The organism is Pseudarthrobacter niigatensis (assembly GCF_030812615.1).
Taxonomy (GTDB): Bacteria; Actinomycetota; Actinomycetes; order Actinomycetales; family Micrococcaceae; genus Arthrobacter; species Arthrobacter niigatensis.
In genome coordinates, this window is sequence record NZ_JAUSTB010000010.1 from 100,395 (window position 1) to 117,915 (window position 17,521).

The 17,521-nt window shown below is 65.8% G+C and carries 18 protein-coding genes; 9 read left to right on the top strand and 9 right to left on the bottom strand.

Annotated features, from left to right (window positions below; all coding sequences use genetic code 11):
- The first annotated feature begins 16 nt into the window (after nucleotides 1–16).
- Nucleotides 17–1,069 (top strand): FAD-dependent monooxygenase, encoded by a 1,053-nt coding sequence (locus J2T23_RS14815; protein WP_307361146.1) that lies wholly within the window; start codon nucleotides 17–19, stop codon nucleotides 1,067–1,069.
- On the opposite strand, the gene J2T23_RS14820 is transcribed toward J2T23_RS14815, so the two are convergent.
- The 5 genes from J2T23_RS14820 to J2T23_RS14840 all read right to left on the bottom strand — a co-directional run bounded on the left by J2T23_RS14820 (nucleotide 1,070) and on the right by J2T23_RS14840 (nucleotide 6,254).
- Nucleotides 1,070–2,893 (bottom strand): ABC transporter permease, encoded by a 1,824-nt coding sequence (locus tag J2T23_RS14820; RefSeq protein ID WP_307361148.1) that lies wholly within the window; start codon nucleotides 2,891–2,893, stop codon nucleotides 1,070–1,072. It abuts the gene before it with no gap.
- Nucleotides 2,890–3,954, bottom strand: a complete 1,065-nt coding sequence (locus J2T23_RS14825) for an ABC transporter ATP-binding protein (protein ID WP_141182776.1) — start codon at nucleotides 3,952–3,954, stop codon at nucleotides 2,890–2,892. Before J2T23_RS14825 ends, J2T23_RS14820 begins: the two co-directional genes overlap by 4 nt.
- A 47-nt stretch (nucleotides 3,955–4,001) precedes the next feature.
- A complete protein-coding gene (locus J2T23_RS14830) occupies nucleotides 4,002–5,078 on the bottom strand; it encodes an extracellular solute-binding protein (RefSeq protein ID WP_307361151.1) in 1,077 nt (358 codons plus the stop codon).
- Between the two features lie 170 nt (nucleotides 5,079–5,248).
- Nucleotides 5,249–5,683 carry an acyl-CoA thioesterase gene (locus J2T23_RS14835; protein WP_141158919.1) on the bottom strand — a complete coding sequence of 145 codons (435 nt, stop codon included), beginning with the start codon at nucleotides 5,681–5,683 and terminating at the stop codon, nucleotides 5,249–5,251.
- Between the two features lie 67 nt (nucleotides 5,684–5,750).
- Nucleotides 5,751–6,254, bottom strand: a complete 504-nt coding sequence (locus J2T23_RS14840) for a GNAT family N-acetyltransferase (RefSeq protein WP_307361154.1) — start codon at nucleotides 6,252–6,254, stop codon at nucleotides 5,751–5,753.
- Between the two features lie 153 nt (nucleotides 6,255–6,407).
- Here J2T23_RS14840 and J2T23_RS14845 point away from each other — a divergent pair, with 153 nt between their 5' ends.
- The 3 genes from J2T23_RS14845 to J2T23_RS14855 all read left to right on the top strand — a co-directional run bounded on the left by J2T23_RS14845 (nucleotide 6,408) and on the right by J2T23_RS14855 (nucleotide 8,270).
- Complete coding sequence (locus tag J2T23_RS14845; protein WP_307361156.1) at nucleotides 6,408–6,920, top strand: MarR family winged helix-turn-helix transcriptional regulator; 513 nt, start codon at nucleotides 6,408–6,410, stop codon at nucleotides 6,918–6,920.
- A 76-nt stretch (nucleotides 6,921–6,996) separates the two neighbouring features.
- Nucleotides 6,997–7,314 (top strand): hypothetical protein, encoded by a 318-nt coding sequence (locus tag J2T23_RS14850; protein ID WP_307361159.1) that lies wholly within the window; start codon nucleotides 6,997–6,999, stop codon nucleotides 7,312–7,314.
- A complete protein-coding gene (locus tag J2T23_RS14855; RefSeq protein ID WP_307361162.1) occupies nucleotides 7,311–8,270 on the top strand; it encodes a serine/threonine-protein kinase in 960 nt (319 codons plus the stop codon). The genes J2T23_RS14850 and J2T23_RS14855 overlap by 4 nt, the downstream gene beginning before the upstream one ends.
- Here J2T23_RS14855 and J2T23_RS14860 read toward each other — a convergent pair.
- A complete protein-coding gene (locus tag J2T23_RS14860; RefSeq protein WP_307361165.1) occupies nucleotides 8,267–8,941 on the bottom strand; it encodes a histidine phosphatase family protein in 675 nt (224 codons plus the stop codon). The two genes, J2T23_RS14855 and J2T23_RS14860, sit on opposite strands and share 4 nt — an antisense overlap.
- 140 nt (nucleotides 8,942–9,081) lie before the next feature.
- Nucleotides 9,082–10,524 (bottom strand): adenylosuccinate lyase, encoded by a 1,443-nt coding sequence (gene purB, locus J2T23_RS14865; protein ID WP_307361167.1) that lies wholly within the window; start codon nucleotides 10,522–10,524, stop codon nucleotides 9,082–9,084.
- Nucleotides 10,525–10,702: 178 nt separating this feature from the next.
- Between purB and J2T23_RS14870 the strand changes: the two genes are divergently transcribed.
- Nucleotides 10,703–10,993 (top strand): hypothetical protein, encoded by a 291-nt coding sequence (locus J2T23_RS14870; RefSeq protein ID WP_307361170.1) that lies wholly within the window; start codon nucleotides 10,703–10,705, stop codon nucleotides 10,991–10,993.
- Between the two features lie 68 nt (nucleotides 10,994–11,061).
- Nucleotides 11,062–12,366, top strand: a complete 1,305-nt coding sequence (locus tag J2T23_RS14875) for a hypothetical protein (RefSeq protein ID WP_307361172.1) — start codon at nucleotides 11,062–11,064, stop codon at nucleotides 12,364–12,366.
- Nucleotides 12,367–12,393: 27 nt separating this feature from the next.
- On the opposite strand, the gene J2T23_RS14880 is transcribed toward J2T23_RS14875, so the two are convergent.
- Nucleotides 12,394–13,293: a glycoside hydrolase family 25 domain-containing protein gene (locus tag J2T23_RS14880; protein ID WP_307361174.1), complete on the bottom strand. Its 900-nt coding sequence runs from the start codon at nucleotides 13,291–13,293 to the stop codon at nucleotides 12,394–12,396.
- Between the two features lie 216 nt (nucleotides 13,294–13,509).
- The gene (locus J2T23_RS14885) at nucleotides 13,510–13,935 is read right to left on the bottom strand and encodes a phage holin family protein (protein ID WP_141158929.1); all 426 of its coding nucleotides are present in this window, start codon (nucleotides 13,933–13,935) and stop codon (nucleotides 13,510–13,512) included.
- Nucleotides 13,936–14,040: 105 nt separating this feature from the next.
- Between J2T23_RS14885 and J2T23_RS14890 the strand changes: the two genes are divergently transcribed.
- The 3 genes from J2T23_RS14890 (at nucleotide 14,041) to J2T23_RS14900 (ending at nucleotide 17,521) form a co-directional block, all read left to right on the top strand.
- Nucleotides 14,041–15,159 carry a histidinol-phosphate transaminase gene (locus J2T23_RS14890; RefSeq protein WP_141182768.1) on the top strand — a complete coding sequence of 373 codons (1,119 nt, stop codon included), beginning with the start codon at nucleotides 14,041–14,043 and terminating at the stop codon, nucleotides 15,157–15,159.
- A gap of 149 nt (nucleotides 15,160–15,308) precedes the next feature.
- A complete protein-coding gene (gene pdhA / locus J2T23_RS14895) occupies nucleotides 15,309–16,541 on the top strand; it encodes a pyruvate dehydrogenase (acetyl-transferring) E1 component subunit alpha (RefSeq protein ID WP_307361179.1) in 1,233 nt (410 codons plus the stop codon).
- Complete coding sequence (locus J2T23_RS14900) at nucleotides 16,541–17,521, top strand: alpha-ketoacid dehydrogenase subunit beta (RefSeq protein WP_141158932.1); 981 nt, start codon at nucleotides 16,541–16,543, stop codon at nucleotides 17,519–17,521. Before pdhA ends, J2T23_RS14900 begins: the two co-directional genes overlap by 1 nt.

Here is a 17,521-nt window from a genome sequence, read left to right on the forward strand (position 1 = left end):
TAGTAAAATGGGGTGCATGGAAAGGATCACGATCGTTGGCGGCGGCATCGCCGGCCTGGCCCTGGCAGCAGCCCTGGACCCCAACCGCTTCCACGTGACGGTGTACGAGAAACGGCCGGAACTGCCCACCGTCGGCAACGCCCTCGGCATGTGGCCCAACGCCCAGCGCGCCCTGGCCCGGTTGGGGATCCTGGACCAGGCTCGGGCCGTCAGTCCGGTGCTGGGCAGCGGGTCGGTCCGCAATGCACAGGGTGAACCGTGGGTCACCGTCGAGGCGGGGGAGATGTTCGGCATCTCCCGGATCGACCTGATCCGGCTGCTGGATGGCGCCGTGCCCGCCACCGTCCTCCGCGTCACCGACACCGTGCAGTCGGTCCCCGCGGACGGCAGCCTGGTAGTGGGCGCCGACGGTGTCCACAGCATGGTTCGCCGTGCGGGATGGGGCAGCGACACGGAGGTCCGGCTCACGCCCTACCTCGCCCTCCGCGGTACCCTCCCGACGCCGGTCGCCCCGGATGAGGTGGGCGAGTACTGGGGCCGCGGCGACCTGTTCGGCATGGCCGCCGCCCGGGGCGGGTCCTTCTGGTACGCCAGCTACCGGTCAGGACTCGGCCCCTATGGAATCGATGTTCCATTGGCCCTGGAACAGGCCCGGGCACGCTTTGCCGGCCACGCAGCTGCCATCCGTCGAACCCTGGCAGCAGCCACGCCGGAGGAATGCCTGGCCCAGCGCCTGTGGACGGTTCCACGCCTGCGCTCCTACGTCACGGGCCGGACGGTGCTTATCGGCGATGCCGCGCACGGCATGCTGCCCACCCTTGGCCGCGGTGCGTGCGAATCCCTGGTGGACGCGGTGACACTGGCAGACCTGCTTAACACGCTTCCCGAAGACCAAGCGCTGCGTGCCTACAACCGGCAGCGGAGACTCCGCACCCGCGCCGTGAGCGTGGCCTCCTCGGCGCTCGGACGTGTCGCGCTCGCAGACCGCGCACAGCCGCTGCGTGACCGCCTGCTCAACCTGGCCCGGCGGAACGCACGGACCGCCGTCGGCAGCGGTTCGGGGCGGTAGTCAACGGACGGCGGCGGCCGGGCGCGTGGCGTCGTCCTCACCCGGTGCCTGTGCGCCGGAAAGTCCGGCGCCGGAGGCCTGCTGGCCGGCCGGCGCTGCGGGCAGCCGCTTCCTGCCCTTCCGCCGCCCGGACCTGCCGTACACCAGATACATCGTCACGCCGGTGATCACCATGAGGAGCACCGTGTAAACGAAAGTGTTCGCGATCCCCTCCGTGCCTTCTGCCCCGTCGGTGTTGGCTTTGATCACCAGGCCCAGCGGCTGCACCAGCGGATGGGCCAGGAAGATCGCGGTGTCGTAGTCGTCCAGCAGGCTGTTGAAGTTCAGGGCCGTGATGGCTGCAGCTGCCGGAAGTACCAGCGGCAGGAGGATCCGGCGGAAGACATACAGCGTCTTGGCGCCCATGATGGCGGCGGCCTCCTCCAGGGAAGAGTTCACGGCCGCAAAGGACGCCTTGAGCATCCGGAGCGTGAACGGGATCTTCACCGTGACGAAGGCGATGAGCAGGATCACCGTTGTCCCGGTGAGGACGGCGCCCCCCACCAGGGGATTGGGATGGTCGTAGCTGACAATCAGGCCCAGGGCCAGCAGTGCCGACGGCAGGATCCACGGAATGTGCAGCAGGTATTCAAATGTTGAGGACAGCCAGTTTTTGTACTTTTGCAGCAGCCGGGCCACAAAGAGCAGGCCGCCGACGGCGATGACCGCAGCCAGGGCGCTGTACACCACACTGACGATGAACGGCCGGAGCCCGGATTGCTGCGTGAGGACGCGGACATAGTTGTCGAGGGTCAGGTTGGAAAACGAGAGCTGTCCGGTCTGGATGGCTGCGCCGTCGGCAAATGAATAAAGCACGATCAGCACCACGGGCAGCGTGTAGACGGCAAAAAGGAGATAGGCCACGGCGTGCACGGCCACGTTGGCCACGGGGTGGGAAATGTCCTGCTTCTGCAGCTCGGAGGACACCTTTGACACCGAAAAGTAGGTGCCGCCCTTCTCCAGCCGGGACATCACGGCGAGCATCACCATGGTGGCCAGGCCAAGGATCACGGCCAGCAGCGCGGCCAGGTCGCGCGAAGTGGGGCTGTTGGTGAAGGTCAGGATCATCGGTGTGATGGTCTGGAACTCGCGGCCGCCCAGCACCTGTGGGGCGCTGAGGGCGCCCAGGCCGGTGAGGAAGGACAGGATGGTGACAGCGAACAGCGTGGGTTTAAGCATCGGCAGGACGATGCGGCGCAGGATGGTCCATGTGGAGGCGCCAAGGTTCCGCGCGGCCTCGATGGTCTGGTAGTCGATGCCTTTGAGGGCGTTGGCAACGAACAGCATGTGGTTGGTGGTGGTGGCAAAGGTCATGACTGCCAGCACGGCCAAGAACCCGGAAAACCAGCCGGGGTCCATTCCGGGGAAAATCCGGACCAGCAGCGACGTGACAATGCCCCTGTCCCCGTAGATGAATTTGTACCCCGCCGCCAGCACGATGCCGCCATAGATGAACGTGGACGCGTAGCCGAGGAACAGGATCCTCGAGCCGCGGATCCGAAAGTAATGCGTTACCAGGACGATGAAGACGCCCACCAGGTTCACGGTGACGGACAGCGCCACGGCCAGCAGGAAGCTGTTGCCCAGTGCCTTCATGGCCCGCTGGGAGGAAAACAGCTTCTCCGCGGCGCGGCCCGAAAAGCTGCCGTCGGGGAAGAAGGTGGCGATCAGGATGTTGACGTTGGGCCACACCAGGAATGCGGCGATGAACCAGGTGAGGATGACCCCCACCACCAGGACGAACGGGGAGCGGGCCATGCTGCGCACCGGGCTGTTGACGCTCATTTCAGGGCAACCGCCGGGTCCTGTGCCAGTGCGGCGCCGGTTCCCGGATGGTACTGGAGGACATGCCCGGGCTGGACGTAGACCGTCGTGGCCGTGCCGGCCCCAGGGTGGGCGGCGCCGTCTTCACGGACCAGGAGGCGGATGTCCGCGCCATGGCTGCGGACCACATAGCGGCTGTGCAGGCCGTGGTACGTCCGGGAAACCACGGTGGCGGGAAGCCCGACGGCGGTCCCTCCGTCCGAGGGCCGGTCCAGGGAGGCTTTTTCAACGCGCAGGTAGGACCTGGCATCCGTACTGAGGCCGGCCCCGGAGAGCCGGTTGACCTCCGCCACGAAGTCCGGCGTCAGGGCTGAGCTGTCACCGATGAAGTTGCAGACAAACTCCGTAGCAGCATGGTCGTAGATGTCCTGGGGCGTCCCAACCTGTTCAACCACCCCCTTGTTGAAGACCGCCACCCGGTCACTCATGGCAAGGGCCTCGTCCTGGTCGTGGGTGACGTACACGGTGGTGATGCCGAACTCGCTCTGCAGGTCCTTGAGCTGCTGGCGCAACTGGTGGCGGAGCTTGGCATCGAGGTTGGACAGCGGCTCGTCCAGCAGCAGGATCTTGGGCCGCAGCACCAGGGCGCGGGCCACGGCCACGCGCTGCTGCTGGCCGCCGGACAGCTCGGCCACGTTCTTGGCCAGCTGCTCGTCGCTGAGGTCCACGCGCCGCGCAATGTCCCGCACAAGGCGGTCGCTGTCGGCAGGTTTTTCCTTCCGGACCCGGAGCCCGAAGGCGATGTTCTCCCATACGCTCATGCTCGGGAACAGGGCATAGTTCTGGAACACCATGCCCACCTGACGCTTGTCGCTCGGAAGGCGGGTCACGTCCTTCCCGTCCACCCGGACCGTCCCCCTGGCCGGCTGGATGAAGCCGGCCAGGGTGCGCAGCGCCGTCGTCTTCCCACAGCCGGAGGGCCCCAGGAGGGTGAAAAACTCACCCGGCTGGACATGCAGGTCCAAGTGCGGAATGGCGGTGAAATCGCCAAAAGTAACTTCGATGTCTTCCAAGCGGATCATGGCAACCCTGTCTGATGGAACGCGGAAACGGCGGCTGGCAGGACGGGCTACGTCATGTATTCGAGTTCGATCTTCTCCACCCAGGCGCCCATGTTCTTCTGAACGAAGTTCCAGTCGATGTCCTGCTGCTTCAGGCCGGCGAAAAAGTCCACCACCTCCGGGTTGGCTTTCGCCTGGGCGCTTTTGTTGACGGGCATGGAATTGAACTTCTGGGCGAACTCGCCCTGCACGTCCGCGCTGCCGAACCAGTCGATGAACTTCTGCGCCTGCTCCTTTTTCTTGGTGCCTTTCACCAGGGCTATCTGCTCCACGGCAAGCGGGACACCCACGGAGGGAATGACGGTGTCCACGTTCACTTTGAAGGACTTTTCGCGGTCGGCAATGATCGAGGACGGCATCTGGCCCATGTCCACCTCGCCGGACGCGATGCGGGCAAACAGGTCGGTCTTGGCCACTGCGGGGCTGCCGTTCTTGAAGTACTGCTCAACCTGCTTCCACCCGTCGTCGGAGATCCCAAGATCGCCCGAGTCATCCCGGTAACGCGAAAGGATGCCGGCGAAAACCAGCTGCGCCGTTGCGGTGCCCAGGCCGGTGACCCGCTCATAGCGGCTCCTGAACTCGTCCTTGGACCACAGGTCCGTCCAGTCCTTCGGTGCGGCGTCCTTGGAGATCTTGTCCGAGTTGTAGCCCAGAAGGATGGCCTGCTTCACCAGGGGCCAGTACGTCTCCCCGTCGCCCAGGCCCTTGTCCACCTCGCCCGCCCACGCGGGCTGGTACGCCTCCAGCGCGCCCTCGTTCTTGACCTGGGAGAAGTACATGTTGTTCAGGCCGAACGCGACGTCGGCGATGGGGTTGTTCTTCTCGGCAATGAGCTTGTTGGTGGCATCGGCGCCGCCGGCCCCCACGATCTCGATCTTGAATCCAGCCTCGGCCGCCTTGGCGGCCAACCAGTCGCCCCGGCCCTCCCCGTTGGAGTTGGTGTAGATCACCAGGGTGTCCCCGGACGCTCCCGCGGGAGCTCCGGAGGCTTCACCGGTGGAGGCCGGCGGGGTGGAGCCCCCGCCGCAGCCGGCGAGGAGGGTGGCGGCAACGGCGGCGGCAACCAAAGTCTGCAATTTACGCACGATCAGGACTCATTTCTGGACTGGAATCAGAGCATGTCCGCACAGCCTATAGCCGGGCATGACGAAAACCGGGCTGTTATAGCTATCGATTCGATAAACAGCCCGGCTTCTCACTTTGGACCTGTCGGGAAAACGGTTGGGGCCCCCGGCGTGAACCGGCGGGAAACGTTTCAGTCCTGGTCGGGGGTTCCGCCGAGGTGGTGGGTGGGGATTCGGTCCCGGTCGTAGGTGATCTCCGTATAGCCGTGCGGTTCCGGCTTTCCGTCCCGGCCCAGGTTCACGAAGACGATCTCCTCGATGGTGAGGATGCTCTGCCTGGTGATCATGTTGCGGACCTCGGCGCGCATGGTCAGTGAGGTCCGGCCGAACCGGGTTGCCGTCAGGCCCATCTCGATGAGGTCACCCTGGACCGCGGAGCTGACGAAGTTGATTTCAGAGATGTACTTGGTGACCGCGCGGCCGTTCCCCAATTGGAGGATGGCGTAGATGGCGGCTTCTTCGTCGATCCACTTCAGCAGGCTGCCGCCGAAAAGGGTTCCGTTGGCGTTGAGGTCCTCCGGCCGGACCCATTTGCGGGTCCGGAAGGTGATGTCTGCTGCTTCCATACGGCCGAGGTTAGCTGATGCCGCCCGCCACGGTCCCAGTGTGACGGCTTCCCGGGCCGGCCGGACGCTAGGCCATGGCCGTCTGGGCGGCGCTGTGGGCGTTGATGCGTTTGGCATAGCAGTACGAGTGCTCCACGCCCGTGTAGGGCCCGAAGTTCGGGATCGGCTCGAAGCCTGAATTTTCGTAGAAGTTCCGGCCGTCCGGTTGTGCCGACCCGGCCTCGGCCTTGATCCTGGTTATGCCCTGGCTGAAGGCCTCCGCCTCCAGGGCCGCGAGGATGGAGCTGGCCACCCCAGAGCCACGGGTGTACGGCAGCACGTAGAGCCGCTTGATTTCGGCCGTCGTTCCGTCCAGGAGCCGGAGCCCACCGCAACCCACCGGTTGTCCCGAGCCTTTGTCGTACGCCACCAGGAAGACGGCGCAGTCGGCGCCCGACGGCGGCGGCCCAGGCTCATGGTCGGGCCGGCCGAAGCGGGCGTCGAGTTCTGCCTGCTGCGCGCGGCGAAGGTCAGCGCCCACGGGGTTGGACCAGGCAACCTGTCGAATGTTGAGCCTGGGGTTGGTCTGCATATCTGCCTCGATTCGCCGGAGGGGTATGCCTGACAAGGCTAGGTGCGGCGAGTTACGCAGGTGTTTCCAAGGGGTTAGCGCCCGGATAACCCCCACGCGACCATAAAGTAGATTACTTGGCAGTCTAGTTACCAGTTGGTCTAAAATGATGTCATGGTTTCTATGGGCAACGAGGGATCCGGCTACTGGTACGGACCTGACGGGCAACTGGACTACAGTGCGGCGGTGCTGAAGGCCCTGCGCGATTACCGCGCGGCCGAAACCGAGATTCGCCGAAGCACCAGGGACTCCATGGGCATGGGCGAAACGGACATCCTCGCCCTGCGGTACCTGCTGCGGGTCCAGGCATCGGGGAAGCAGGTTGTCCCCAAGGACCTTAGCCGGTTCCTCAATATTACTAGCGCTTCCACCACATCGCTCATCGACCGCCTGGTGGCCAGTGGGCACGTTCGCCGCGAGGCGCACCCTTACGACCGCCGTTCGGTGGTGGTGGTTCCCACCGTGGAGTCGGACAAGGAGGTCCGGGAGACGCTCGGCGCCATGCACCGCCGCATGATGGCGGTTGCGGAAGGCCTGAGCGCCGAAGAGGCGCGGATCGTGGTCGATTTCCTGCAGCGCATGACCGATTCACTTCAGCTCCGGGAAGAAGAATTAAAAGTTCACTAGCCTGACTAGCTAGTTCGCCTAGTTATATGTAAGCTTACGATTGTTCCCGAAGTTGCTTCCCAACGGAGTCGTGAGTGTGTTGGTCTCTTACACCGAAGTTTCACCGCGTAAACCCGCCATGGGCGTGACCATTCCGGATGCCCGCACGGACCTGACGCGGTCCACCCTGGACGGCACCACAGCGCCGCAGGGACACACCGCCGTCCACTGCGGTACGCCGATGCAGCTGGTGACGCCGGCACTTGGGTGGGAGCGTGCCAGCTACACCTTCGCCCCAACTGTCCCCGGGGACAGCGAGCTTCCGCCCGTGTGGCGTTGCGCCTGCGGGTTCCAGCTTGACGCCTGGAGCACCGGACCCCGCGTGGCACCTCGTTCCGCTGACCTCTCCGCATGAGCGCCAACGGGACGGCAGCTGCGGCGCCGCCGCATTCGTTGCTGAACAGCGGGGCGGCGCCCCTTGCCGGCCGGTACCAGTTGAGGGAACGCCTTGGCCGGGGATCCGCGGCCGAAGTATTTCGCGCGGTGGACCTGGAGGGCGGCCCGGACGTTGCGGTGAAGATCGCGACGGCCGGCGGCCGGAAGCAGCACCAGCGGATCCGGAATGAGGCTGCCGTCCTGGCCCGCTTCAGCCATCCATCCATCGTGAGCCTGGTGGACCAGGGCGTGGTGGCAGGCAGCGGTTCCCGTGCCGGGCGCCCGTACCTCGTGGAGGAACTGGCCCTGGGCGCCAGCCTTGCCGAGGTCATCCGCGCGGACCGCCCTGGGTCCGGTGATGTGGCACTGTGGGCGCGTGGCCTCTTCGGTGCACTCGCCCACCTGCATGCCGGCGGGCTGGTGCACCGCGACATCAAACCCGCGAACCTGATGCTCAGCGGCCTGCGGAGAAGTCCAGTCCGGATCATCGATTTCGGCATTGCCGCCGCCACCGGTTCGGCGCCCGAGCCCGGAATTTCGTCCGGGACAGTGCACTATATGAGTCCCGAGCAGGCATCCGGCGGCACCGTTGCGCCGTCCTGGGACGTGTACTCCACGGGGCTTGTCCTGCTGGAGCTCCTCACCGGCAACAAGGCCTTTCCGGGCACCGTCATTGAATCCCTGGTGGCCCGGACCCTTCGGTCCCCGGACGTCCCGGAGTACCTCGGGGGCTGGGTCCCCCTGCTGCGGTCCCTGACGGCCATGGACCCCGGGGAACGGCCGACGGCGGCAGATGCCGCGGTGATGGCAGCGCAGCTGATTCCCGGGGTCCCGTCAGCCCGCCGCGGCATACCGGCCGTGCGCAGCCGGGCGGACGTGGGCCCATGTCCCGCCGCGCGGGCGCTGCCCCACCGGCGCCACCGGCAGCAGGCCTAGGGGGCGGCTGCGTCCCGGCCCGTCGGGTCCGCGGAGGCGGGGTCCGCCAGGGCGAGGCCGCCCACCGGGCTGCCTTCCCAGTGGATCAGCTTCCAGCCGGTGTCCGGGTCACCCTCCAGCGCCACAATGCCGGTATTGGCCAGCACGTGCCTGGCGGCGAATTCGTGGTCGATGCCGTCGGCCCGGAGCCCGGCCCAGGTCCTGATGGCCGCACCATGGCTCACCACTGCCACTGTGTTGTGCTGCCCGGATGCCCTGTCGACCACCCTGGCGATGGCGGCGTCGAACCGGTCGAAGAACGCGTGGCCGTCGGGTCCTGCGGGCATGCGGTTGTCCAGTTCACCTGCAGCCCAGGAAATGACCGTTCCCATGTACCGCTTATGCGACTCGTGGTCCGTGAGCTTCTCCAGTGCTCCCGCCTCGATCTCGTGCAGCCCCTCCAGCACCGTGGTTTCCAGGCCCCGGAGCCTGCCCAAGGGTGCCGCGGTGATCTGGGTGCGGATCAAGGTTGACGCGTACAGGGCGCCGATGGGTTCGTTGACCAGGGACCGCGCCATCGCCTCTGCCTGCCGTTCGCCCAGTTCGGTGAGGCCCGGTCCCGGGTGGTCGGTGTCCAGCTGGCCCAGCACGTTTCCCGGGGTCTCGCCGTGGCGGATCAGGAGCAACTTCATGACTCCAGTTTCCCACCCCGCCGCAGTGCTGCCGAAACGCCTGCTTCCGGGCCCGGGAGGCACGCCCTGCCTGGACAAACGAAAGGCGCCGGACCCTCCCGGGCCCGGCGCCGTCGTCGTACGTTCCTGCCTTGCGGGGCTTACTTCAGGTGGTCCACCAGCTGGTCCGCGATACCCGTGTATTTGCCGGGCGTGAGGGCCAGGAGGCGGGCCTCAGCGTCGGGGGAGAGGCCCAGGCCCTGCACGAACTCCTGCATGCGCGCAGCGTCCACGCGCTGGCCGCGGGTGAGGTCCTTGAGGCGCTCGTAGGGGTTTTCCATGCCCTCGACGCCGGCAATCGCCTCGGCGCGCATGACCATCTGGATGGCCTCGCCCAGGACCTCCCAGTTGGTGTCCAGGTCCGCTGCCAGGACGTCTTCGGCGACATCCAGGCGCTCCAGGCCCTTGGCAACGTTGGAGATGGCCAGGAGGGAGTGCCCGAATGCGACGCCGATATTGCGCTGGCTGGAGGAATCGGTGAGGTCCCGCTGCCAGCGGGAGGTCACCAGGGTGGAGCCCAGGACATCGAGCAGTCCGGAGGAGATCTCCAGGTTTGCCTCGGCGTTTTCGAAGCGGATGGGGTTGACCTTGTGCGGCATGGTGGACGAACCCGTGGCACCGGCCACTGGGATCTGCGCAAAGTAGCCGATGGAGATGTAGCTCCAGATGTCGGTGCAGACGTTGTGCAGGATGCGGTTGAAGCGGGCAACGTCGGCGTAGAGCTCAGCCTGCCAGTCGTGGCTTTCGATCTGGGTGGTGAGCGGGTTCCAGGTAAGGCCCAGCCCCTCCACGAAGGATTCGGAAACCTGCTGCCAGTCGGCGCCGGGGACGGACGCCACATGGGCCGCGTAGGTGCCGGTGGCCCCGTTGATCTTGCCCAGGTATTCGGTCTTGGCGATCCGGTCCAGCTGGCGGGTCAGGCGGTGCGCGATGACGGCCAGTTCCTTGCCCAGGGTGGTGGGGGTGGCCGGCTGGCCGTGGGTGCGGGACAGCATGGGAACTGCCCGGTTCTCCTCCGCCATGGTGCTGATTTGCGCCACGAGCTTGCGGGCAGCGGGGAGCCACACGTCCTCCACGGCACCCTTCACGCCGAGGGCGTAGGACAGGTTGTTGATGTCCTCGGAGGTGCAGCCGAAGTGGACCATGGCGGTCAGGTTTTCGATGCCGATGGCGGGGAGGCGGCGGCCGATGTAGTACTCCACGGCCTTCACATCGTGCACGGTCACGGCTTCGATTTCAGCCAGTTCGGCGACGGACGCGGCGTCGAATTCAGTGACGATGTCGCGGAGCTGGTCCTGCTGTTCCGGGCTCAGGGGACCGGCGCCGGGAAGGACGTTGTTGCTGGTCAGGTGGATGAGCCATTCCACTTCGACCGCCACGCGGTCCCGGTTCAGGGCGGCCTCGGACAGGTAGTCAACGAGTGGCGCGACGGCGGACTGGTAACGGCCGTCCAGGGGTCCAAGCGCGATCTTTTCCGATGACGCGGCGAGGGCCAGGCGTCCTGAGGGCGTACGGGTATCAGCTGTGGCGGCAGTTTCAGGCATGTGCTGATTCTTTCATGAAGTCCGGGGCCGCCTTAAGCGTGGTCGTCCACGTTACTTGTCCACATAGCCGACGGCGGCGCTTACGGGGGCGGGGCCGCGTGCCTAGCGTTGGGAGCAGCAGGGTTGGGACGGATTATCCGGCCGGGGAGGCTGGGTCGGAAAGCAGGGGGACGGTCCGATGGACGGGATCTGGGACAGCCGGCAGCAGCTGGATGCCACGCTGATGTCGGTCGCGGGCCGCCTTGCAACCTGCAGCGCCAAGGTCGAACAGGTACTTGGCGGATTCCATGACATTCAGCTGCTCGACTGGCAATCTCCGGCCGGGCGCGCTTACCGGGATGCTGTCACTCTCCAGGCCTCCAGCCTGCGCCGCGCCCTCGACCGTCTGCAGGAGGCGCGGCTCGCGGTAGCACGGCGGGCCCAGGACGACACCGGGGTGCCAATCGCCACGTCCGGCTGGCCGCGATGAGCACCGCGGCTCCACGGGGGGAGGGTGACATTGGGCTGTATGGCCCGTCCCGGAACGGCAGTATCACCGTGAGCGGAGGCGTCTCGGGGTTCAGCGTGCAGCTTGAGGAACTCATGGCCGGCGCGGAGAAACTCGACGGGCTCGCACAGGATCTGTTGTGGGCCGAAGAGGAATCCGGCCGCATCCTGGACGAGCTTTGCCGGGCGGACCACCAGCCAGCCTGGTCCGGTGCGGGCTACGTGGCGAGCGTGCGCGACAGTGCATGGGCGCTGCGGACGGTCCGGGCAGAGATGCAACGGATCAGTGCCGAGGTCCGCACCTGCATCCGGGACTACGAGAAGGCTGAAGAGCACGCAAAAACAAGCCAGTATTTCGGGTACCGCAGCCATCAGGATCTCCTGCACTCGGCCATTGTGATCCTGACTTCCAAGGCTGCCGACGGAAAGACTATGGAATGGCTGGTGAGCCAACTGGGCGCGCAGGCCTCGGTAATGAAAACCAACATTGGACAAAACCCCTGGGTCCGGGACGCCGTATTTGGCATTGCATCGGGCCTCAGGCCAAGGCACATTGATGTGCAGCGCGAAGAAGAGATGGCAGTGGACCTGGAGGCTTCGCCGGCCGGCCTGTTGGAGCGGATACGGCAGATTGAGGCACGGGGACCGGGGTTCATCGAAGTCCTTGAGGTGCCAAAAGGAGGGGAAACAGCTTATGTCGTGGTCATTCCCGGCACTCAAGCGGCAGGAATCCAGGCAGGGGGCGACAATCCCTTCGATGAAGCAGGCATCGGCGAGGGAATGTTCTACAGCTCCTCGGAAGTGAACCAGGCAATCCTTGAGGCACTTGAGGCGGCCGGGGCAAAGCGGGGAGCTCCGCTGGTAGCGGTGGGGTACAGCCAGGGCGGCATCCATGCCATGAACCTTGCTGCCGATCCCGAAGTCCTCCGCACCTACGATGTCCGCTACGTGCTTACCGCTGGATCGCCGGTTGCCGGAATTACACCTGGAGTGGGGGTCCGCTCGCTGCACCTGGAGCATGAAGCAGACTGGGTTCCCGGCGCAGACGGAGCACCAAACCCCGACACCCGAGACAGGGTAACGGTCACTCTGACAAATCCGGTAACCACTCCAGAGGGGGAAGGCGCGGGGCTGGGGCCAGGGCACCGACTCAGCGGTTATGGAGAGGCGGCAAGCCTGGTTGGCGCCAGCAAAGATCCCTCACTGGTCCAGTCCACCGCGGCGCTGGGTGCTGTCCTGGGCGCAGGCGGGGCCGTCACGGCTACGCGATTCTCCCTGGCCAGGACTCCGCCGCCCACCGTCCCCAAGGACCGCAGGGATCCCTTTTCCGGGCGGCCACAACCGGGAGCCCGCTAGGAAGTTTCTCCGCACGCGCGGCAGGCGTCAGGAGATTGGGGCGGCGTACAATTCCATGTACCGGCTGGAGCGCAACTGTTCGGGTTGCGGGGCGGGGGCAGCCGGCTGTGGGGCAGGTGCCGGGACGTCGGCAGGGCACCGGTAGTTGTAGTCGAGGTCGTTTTCCGTGAACTGCGTTGTGGTGACAGTTCCGCCCGGCGTCAACGGCGGAGCGCCGCAATACTCTTCTGCCGACTCTGCCGAGTCGGGGCCCGCCAGCCAGTTCTGGAGTTTGTAGAGGTTGCTGCCGGGACTGACGTCACCCGCAATCTCGTTGAACTGATATCCGGTTGAATAGATCCCCACTTCCACCCCGGCCCCCTGCAGGTAGGCCGTCATGCCTTCCAGTTCGGCTGCATTGACTGCCTTGTCCCACAGCCAGCTGTTTCCAAACTCAACATCCAGCCACCACATGCGGTGTATGTCCTGCCCGGCTGCCGCCAGGATGCCGGCTGACGTGGCGGCCATGGCGTAGCCGTGCACGTAGGCGCAGGCCGGGGACGCGGTGCCGTCGCACAAACCATATGGATTGCTGACAGCGGTTTCCCCGTACGTGTTCCCGGCCGGCCACCATAACGACTCCGCGGGCCCGGTCGCGGCAGTGTTCACATACACTGCAGCCGGGGTGCCGTCTGCCGCCTCAGCACTTTGACCCGCCCACGCCAGTTGGGCGGCCAGGCAAGGGTTGGCGGTGTCGGGACGCCCGCCGTTCACCCCGACGATCGCGAAGGGCGGGGGCGCAGGAAGATCAGCGCCGCATTGCGGCCAGGAGATGTCGTTGCCCAACCCCGCGGGGCCGTGCGGTGCGGTGCCGGATTCCGCACGTGCCGGGCCGGCTTGCCATGCCAGGAGCAGGCAGGCAGCGAGACATATCCTGATGGACTTCATAGCTTGACCCCAATGTTCCGGAACCGACAACGACGGGCCGTGCCTGGCCTGAATTGCAGCCTAGGCGGCCGCCAGCGCAGGGGTCATGGGTGGCTGGTACTGGAGTTTGTGCTGCTGATTCGGGGAATGGCACCTGATGGGTACCTGCCCGCCGGCCGCCCTGCTACTTGGCGGCAGGGCACCGTGGGGGCTTCTTCACGTCGGAAGCGGTCCGGGTCAGCGCCGGCCTCCCGGCAGGAGCCCCGCCACCAGGGACACCAGCGAGATGATGATGGCGGCGAGCAGCGCCGTCCAGAAGAAGGAATCTATGGTGAGGTGCACTGGCGTATAGCTGCTGATCCAGGCCGTCAGGTACAGCATGGCCGCGTTGATGACGATGGCGAACAGGCCAAGCGTCAGGATGGTGATGGGCAGCGCGAGGAGGCGCACAAGCGGCCGAACAAAGGCATTGACGACGCCGAAGATGAGGCCGATGAACAGGTAGGCAAGGACAATCCCAATGGTCTCGGTGTCCTGTGAAATCCCGGTTCTGGCGACGGCGTCGGATGCCGCCGTGCTCGAGATGTCCATGCCCGGCAGGATCCAGCTGGCCACCCAGAGCGCAGCGGCGTTAACGACGACCCGAAGGATGAAGGAACCCATGCCCCCATGCTTCCATACCGTTCCCATGGGAACCTGGTGAACGGCAAGGAATTTGTGCCCCGCATACCCCGGGTCCTCGCGGGAGCGGGACGTAGGCTAGAGGCCATGACTTCACCTGAGACCCGGGAGGGCGGAATTGCACCGCGCCCGGTGCTGGACCGGCTGCCCCGCTACGCGGCAGGAAAACCGCCGGCCGCGGTCAGCGGTCTGGCCAGCTTCAAGCTGTCCTCCAATGAAAACCCGTTACCGCCGATCCCGGCAGTGCTGGAAGCCATCGCCAACCAGTCCGACTTCAACCGGTATCCGGATCCCCTGAGCAGCAAGCTTCGCGCTGCCCTTGCGGAATTCCTCGGTGTGCCCGCCGACGACATTGTGACCGGAGCAGGAAGCCTTGGCGCGCTGAACCAGATCCTGGCCGCCTTTGCCGGCCAGAACGAGGACGGGAAAGCGGACGAGGTCATCTATGCGTGGCGCTCTTTTGAGGCTTACCCCATCAGCGTTGGCCTGGCAGGCGCCGAAAGTGTCCAGGTTCCCGTCACGGCCGACGGCCGGCACGACCTCGCAGCCATGGCGGCGGCCGTAAGTGCCCGCACCAAAGTCATCCTTCTCTGCACGCCCAACAACCCCACCGGCCCGGCCCTGGACGCGGCCGAAACCGAAGCCTTCATCCGGTCCGTTCCGCCTGACGTGGTGGTAGTGATCGATGAGGCGTACCAGGAGTTTGTCAGGGCGGAAGGCGCCGTGGACGGAATCGCGCTGTACCGGAAATATCCCAATGTGGTGGTGCTCCGGACCTTCTCCAAGGCGCACGGCCTGGCAGGGCTCCGTGTGGGCTACAGCGTCTCCCATCCCGGGCTGACGCAGTATTTGAGGGTGGCCGCGACTCCATTCGCTGTCTCCCAAATTGCCGAGCAGGCAGCGGTTGTCTCCCTGGCAAATTTTGGCCAGGTTGTGGAAAGGGTACAAAAACTCGTTGACGAGAGGGACCGGGTGGTCAACGGCCTCAAGGACCTCGGCTGGAGCGTCCCTGACGCCCAGGGCAACTTCGTCTGGCTCGCGCTTGGCGCCGAAAGTGCCGCCTTCGCAGAGCTGGCGGGGACGCGGGCTCTCTCGGTGCGGGCCTTCGCCGGAGAAGGCGTGAGGGTCAGCATCGGGGAGCCTGAGGCCAACACGCGGTTCCTCCAATTGTGTGCCGACTATACAAAGGCGCCTGCAACTTCCTAGCACTTAACAAGTAGCCCTCCGGCTACTTACCGAAGATAAAGTTAGGATCAGTAAGCCAATATATATGCCATGCCGGGAATGTATTCCGTGCGCGGCATATATCCCAGCGACATTGCATTGCATCCGGATGCGGCAAGCAAGGAGACGGTATGGGCACTCATCTGCCTTCCACCGAGTTCGACGGAACAGCGGTAGACGACCAGCGGGAAGCCGATGCTGAAGCCGTCATGGGCGAGCCCGCGGCACAAATGGTTCAGCTTCTCGGTCCTGACGGGAAGCTGGGTACCGATCCCGTCTACAGCGCCTACGCGGACAAGCTCACCGCCGGCGACCTGCGGGGCCTGTACGCCGACATGGCCGCGATCCGGCGGTTCGACGTCGAAGCGACCGCCCTCCAGCGCCAGGGCCAGCTGGCCCTGTGGGTGCCGCTGACAGGCCAGGAAGCGGCGCAGATCGGTTCAGGCCGGGCCAGCCAGCCGCAGGACTACATCTTCCCCACTTACCGGGAACACGGCGTGGCGCTTACCCGGAACGTGGACCTTGCCGAACTCCTGCGCCAGTTCCGCGGAGTCTCCAACGGCGGATGGAACCCCAAGGACACCAATTTCCACCTATACACCCTGGTCCTGGCGGCGCAGACCCTTCACGCCGTGGGATACGCCATGGGGATCCAGCGGGACCAGAAGCTCGCGGCCGCCTCCAATACCGCCGGCAGGGAGCCTGACGCCGCCGTCATCGCGTACTTCGGCGACGGCGCCAGCTCGGAAGGCGACGTCCACGAGTCCATGGTGTTTGCCTCCTCCTACAAGGCCCCCGTGGTGTTCTTCTGCCAGAACAACCACTGGGCCATCTCCGTGCCCACCAACGTCCAGACCCGCGTTCCGCTCTCGAACCGTGCCAAGGGATACGGCTTCCCCGGCATCCGGGTGGACGGCAACGACGTGATCGCGGTCCACGCCGTCACCGAGTGGGCGCTGGAGCATGCCCGCCAGGGCAAGGGGCCAGTCCTCATTGAGGCCTTCACGTACCGGGTGGGGGCGCATACCACGGCGGACGATCCCACCAAGTACCGGCAGTCCGAGGAGGAGGATGCCTGGCGGGCCAAGGATCCGCTGGCCCGGCTGGAGAAGTACCTGCGCGCCGAAGGCCTGGCAGATGACGCCTACTTCGCCAAGGTGAAGGCCGACGGTGACGACCTGGCCGCTTATGTCAGGCGCACCGCCCACGATCTTCAGAACCCGGACATCCGGCAGGCCTTCGCCACCGTCTACAGGGAGGCCCACCCGCTGGTGGCCGAGGAACTGGCGTGGTTCGAGGAATACAGCGCAGGATTCGCCGGCGGGGAAGAATCCGCCGGGCACGCAGCAAAGGCAGGCCACTGATGACCACCATGACCATCGCGAAGGCCATCAACGAAGGCCTCCGCGCCACCCTGGCCGCCAACCCCAAGTCGTTGCTGATGGGCGAGGACATCGGACCCCTCGGCGGCGTCTACCGCGTCACTGACGGACTGATCGGCGAGTTCGGCCCGGACCGCGTGGTGGACACCCCGCTGGCCGAGTCCGGAATCATCGGCACCGCCATCGGCCTGGCGCTGAGGGGGTACAGCCCGGTCTGCGAGATCCAGTTCGACGGGTTCGTCTTCCCCGGCTTCAACCAGATCACCACCCAGCTGGCCAAAATCCACTCACGCAGCAACGGCAACCTCACCGTCCCCGTGGTCATCCGCATCCCCTACGGCGGCGGCATCGGCTCCATTGAGCACCACTCCGAATCCCCGGAGGCCCTGTTCGCCCATACGGCCGGCCTGCGCATCATCACCCCGTCCAACCCGCATGACGCCTACTGGATGATCCAGCAGGCCGTGGAGTGCCAGGACCCCGTCATCGTTTTCGAACCCAAGCGCCGCTACTGGCTCAAAGGGGAGGTCGACGTCGAGGCGCCCGGGCCGTCGGAGGATCCGTTCAAGGCCCACGTTCTTCGCGAGGGTACCGACGCCACCGTCGTGGCTTACGGACCCCTGGTTCCCGTGGCATTGGCGGCCGCCAACGCAGCGGAGGAGGACGGCCGGAGCCTCGAGGTCATCGACCTCCGGTCCATTTCCCCCATCGACTTCGACACCGTCACCGCCTCCGTCCAAAAAACCGGCCGGCTGATCGTGACCCACGAGGCCCCCACATTCGGCGGAATCGGAGGCGAAATCGCCGCCCGGATCAGCGAGCGGGCATTCCACTCCCTCGAGGCGCCGGTGATCCGCGTCGGCGGCTTCCACATGCCCTACCCCGTTGCCAAGGTGGAGGAAGACTACCTTCCGGACATCGACCGCATCCTCGAGGCGCTGGACCGCGCCCTCTCCTACTGA

Bases quoted from the DNA above. Each gene is read 5' to 3' on its own strand.
- J2T23_RS14815 (WP_307361146.1), top strand. From the start codon at position 17: ATGGAAAGGATCACGATCGTTGGCGGCGGCATCGCCGGCCTGGCCCTG.
- J2T23_RS14820 (WP_307361148.1), bottom strand. From the start codon at position 2,893: ATGAGCGTCAACAGCCCGGTGCGCAGCATGGCCCGCTCCCCGTTCGTC.
- J2T23_RS14825 (WP_141182776.1), bottom strand. From the start codon at position 3,954: ATGATCCGCTTGGAAGACATCGAAGTTACTTTTGGCGATTTCACCGCC.
- J2T23_RS14835 (WP_141158919.1), bottom strand. From the start codon at position 5,683: ATGGAAGCAGCAGACATCACCTTCCGGACCCGCAAATGGGTCCGGCCG.
- J2T23_RS14840 (WP_307361154.1), bottom strand. From the start codon at position 6,254: ATGCAGACCAACCCCAGGCTCAACATTCGACAGGTTGCCTGGTCCAAC.
- J2T23_RS14845 (WP_307361156.1), top strand. From the start codon at position 6,408: ATGGTTTCTATGGGCAACGAGGGATCCGGCTACTGGTACGGACCTGAC.
- J2T23_RS14855 (WP_307361162.1), top strand. From the start codon at position 7,311: ATGAGCGCCAACGGGACGGCAGCTGCGGCGCCGCCGCATTCGTTGCTG.
- J2T23_RS14860 (WP_307361165.1), bottom strand. From the start codon at position 8,941: ATGAAGTTGCTCCTGATCCGCCACGGCGAGACCCCGGGAAACGTGCTG.
- purB (WP_307361167.1), bottom strand. From the start codon at position 10,524: ATGCCTGAAACTGCCGCCACAGCTGATACCCGTACGCCCTCAGGACGC.
- J2T23_RS14870 (WP_307361170.1), top strand. From the start codon at position 10,703: ATGGACGGGATCTGGGACAGCCGGCAGCAGCTGGATGCCACGCTGATG.
- J2T23_RS14880 (WP_307361174.1), bottom strand. From the start codon at position 13,293: ATGAAGTCCATCAGGATATGTCTCGCTGCCTGCCTGCTCCTGGCATGG.
- J2T23_RS14885 (WP_141158929.1), bottom strand. From the start codon at position 13,935: ATGGGTTCCTTCATCCTTCGGGTCGTCGTTAACGCCGCTGCGCTCTGG.
- J2T23_RS14890 (WP_141182768.1), top strand. From the start codon at position 14,041: ATGACTTCACCTGAGACCCGGGAGGGCGGAATTGCACCGCGCCCGGTG.
- pdhA (WP_307361179.1), top strand. From the start codon at position 15,309: ATGGGCACTCATCTGCCTTCCACCGAGTTCGACGGAACAGCGGTAGAC.
- J2T23_RS14900 (WP_141158932.1), top strand. From the start codon at position 16,541: ATGACCACCATGACCATCGCGAAGGCCATCAACGAAGGCCTCCGCGCC.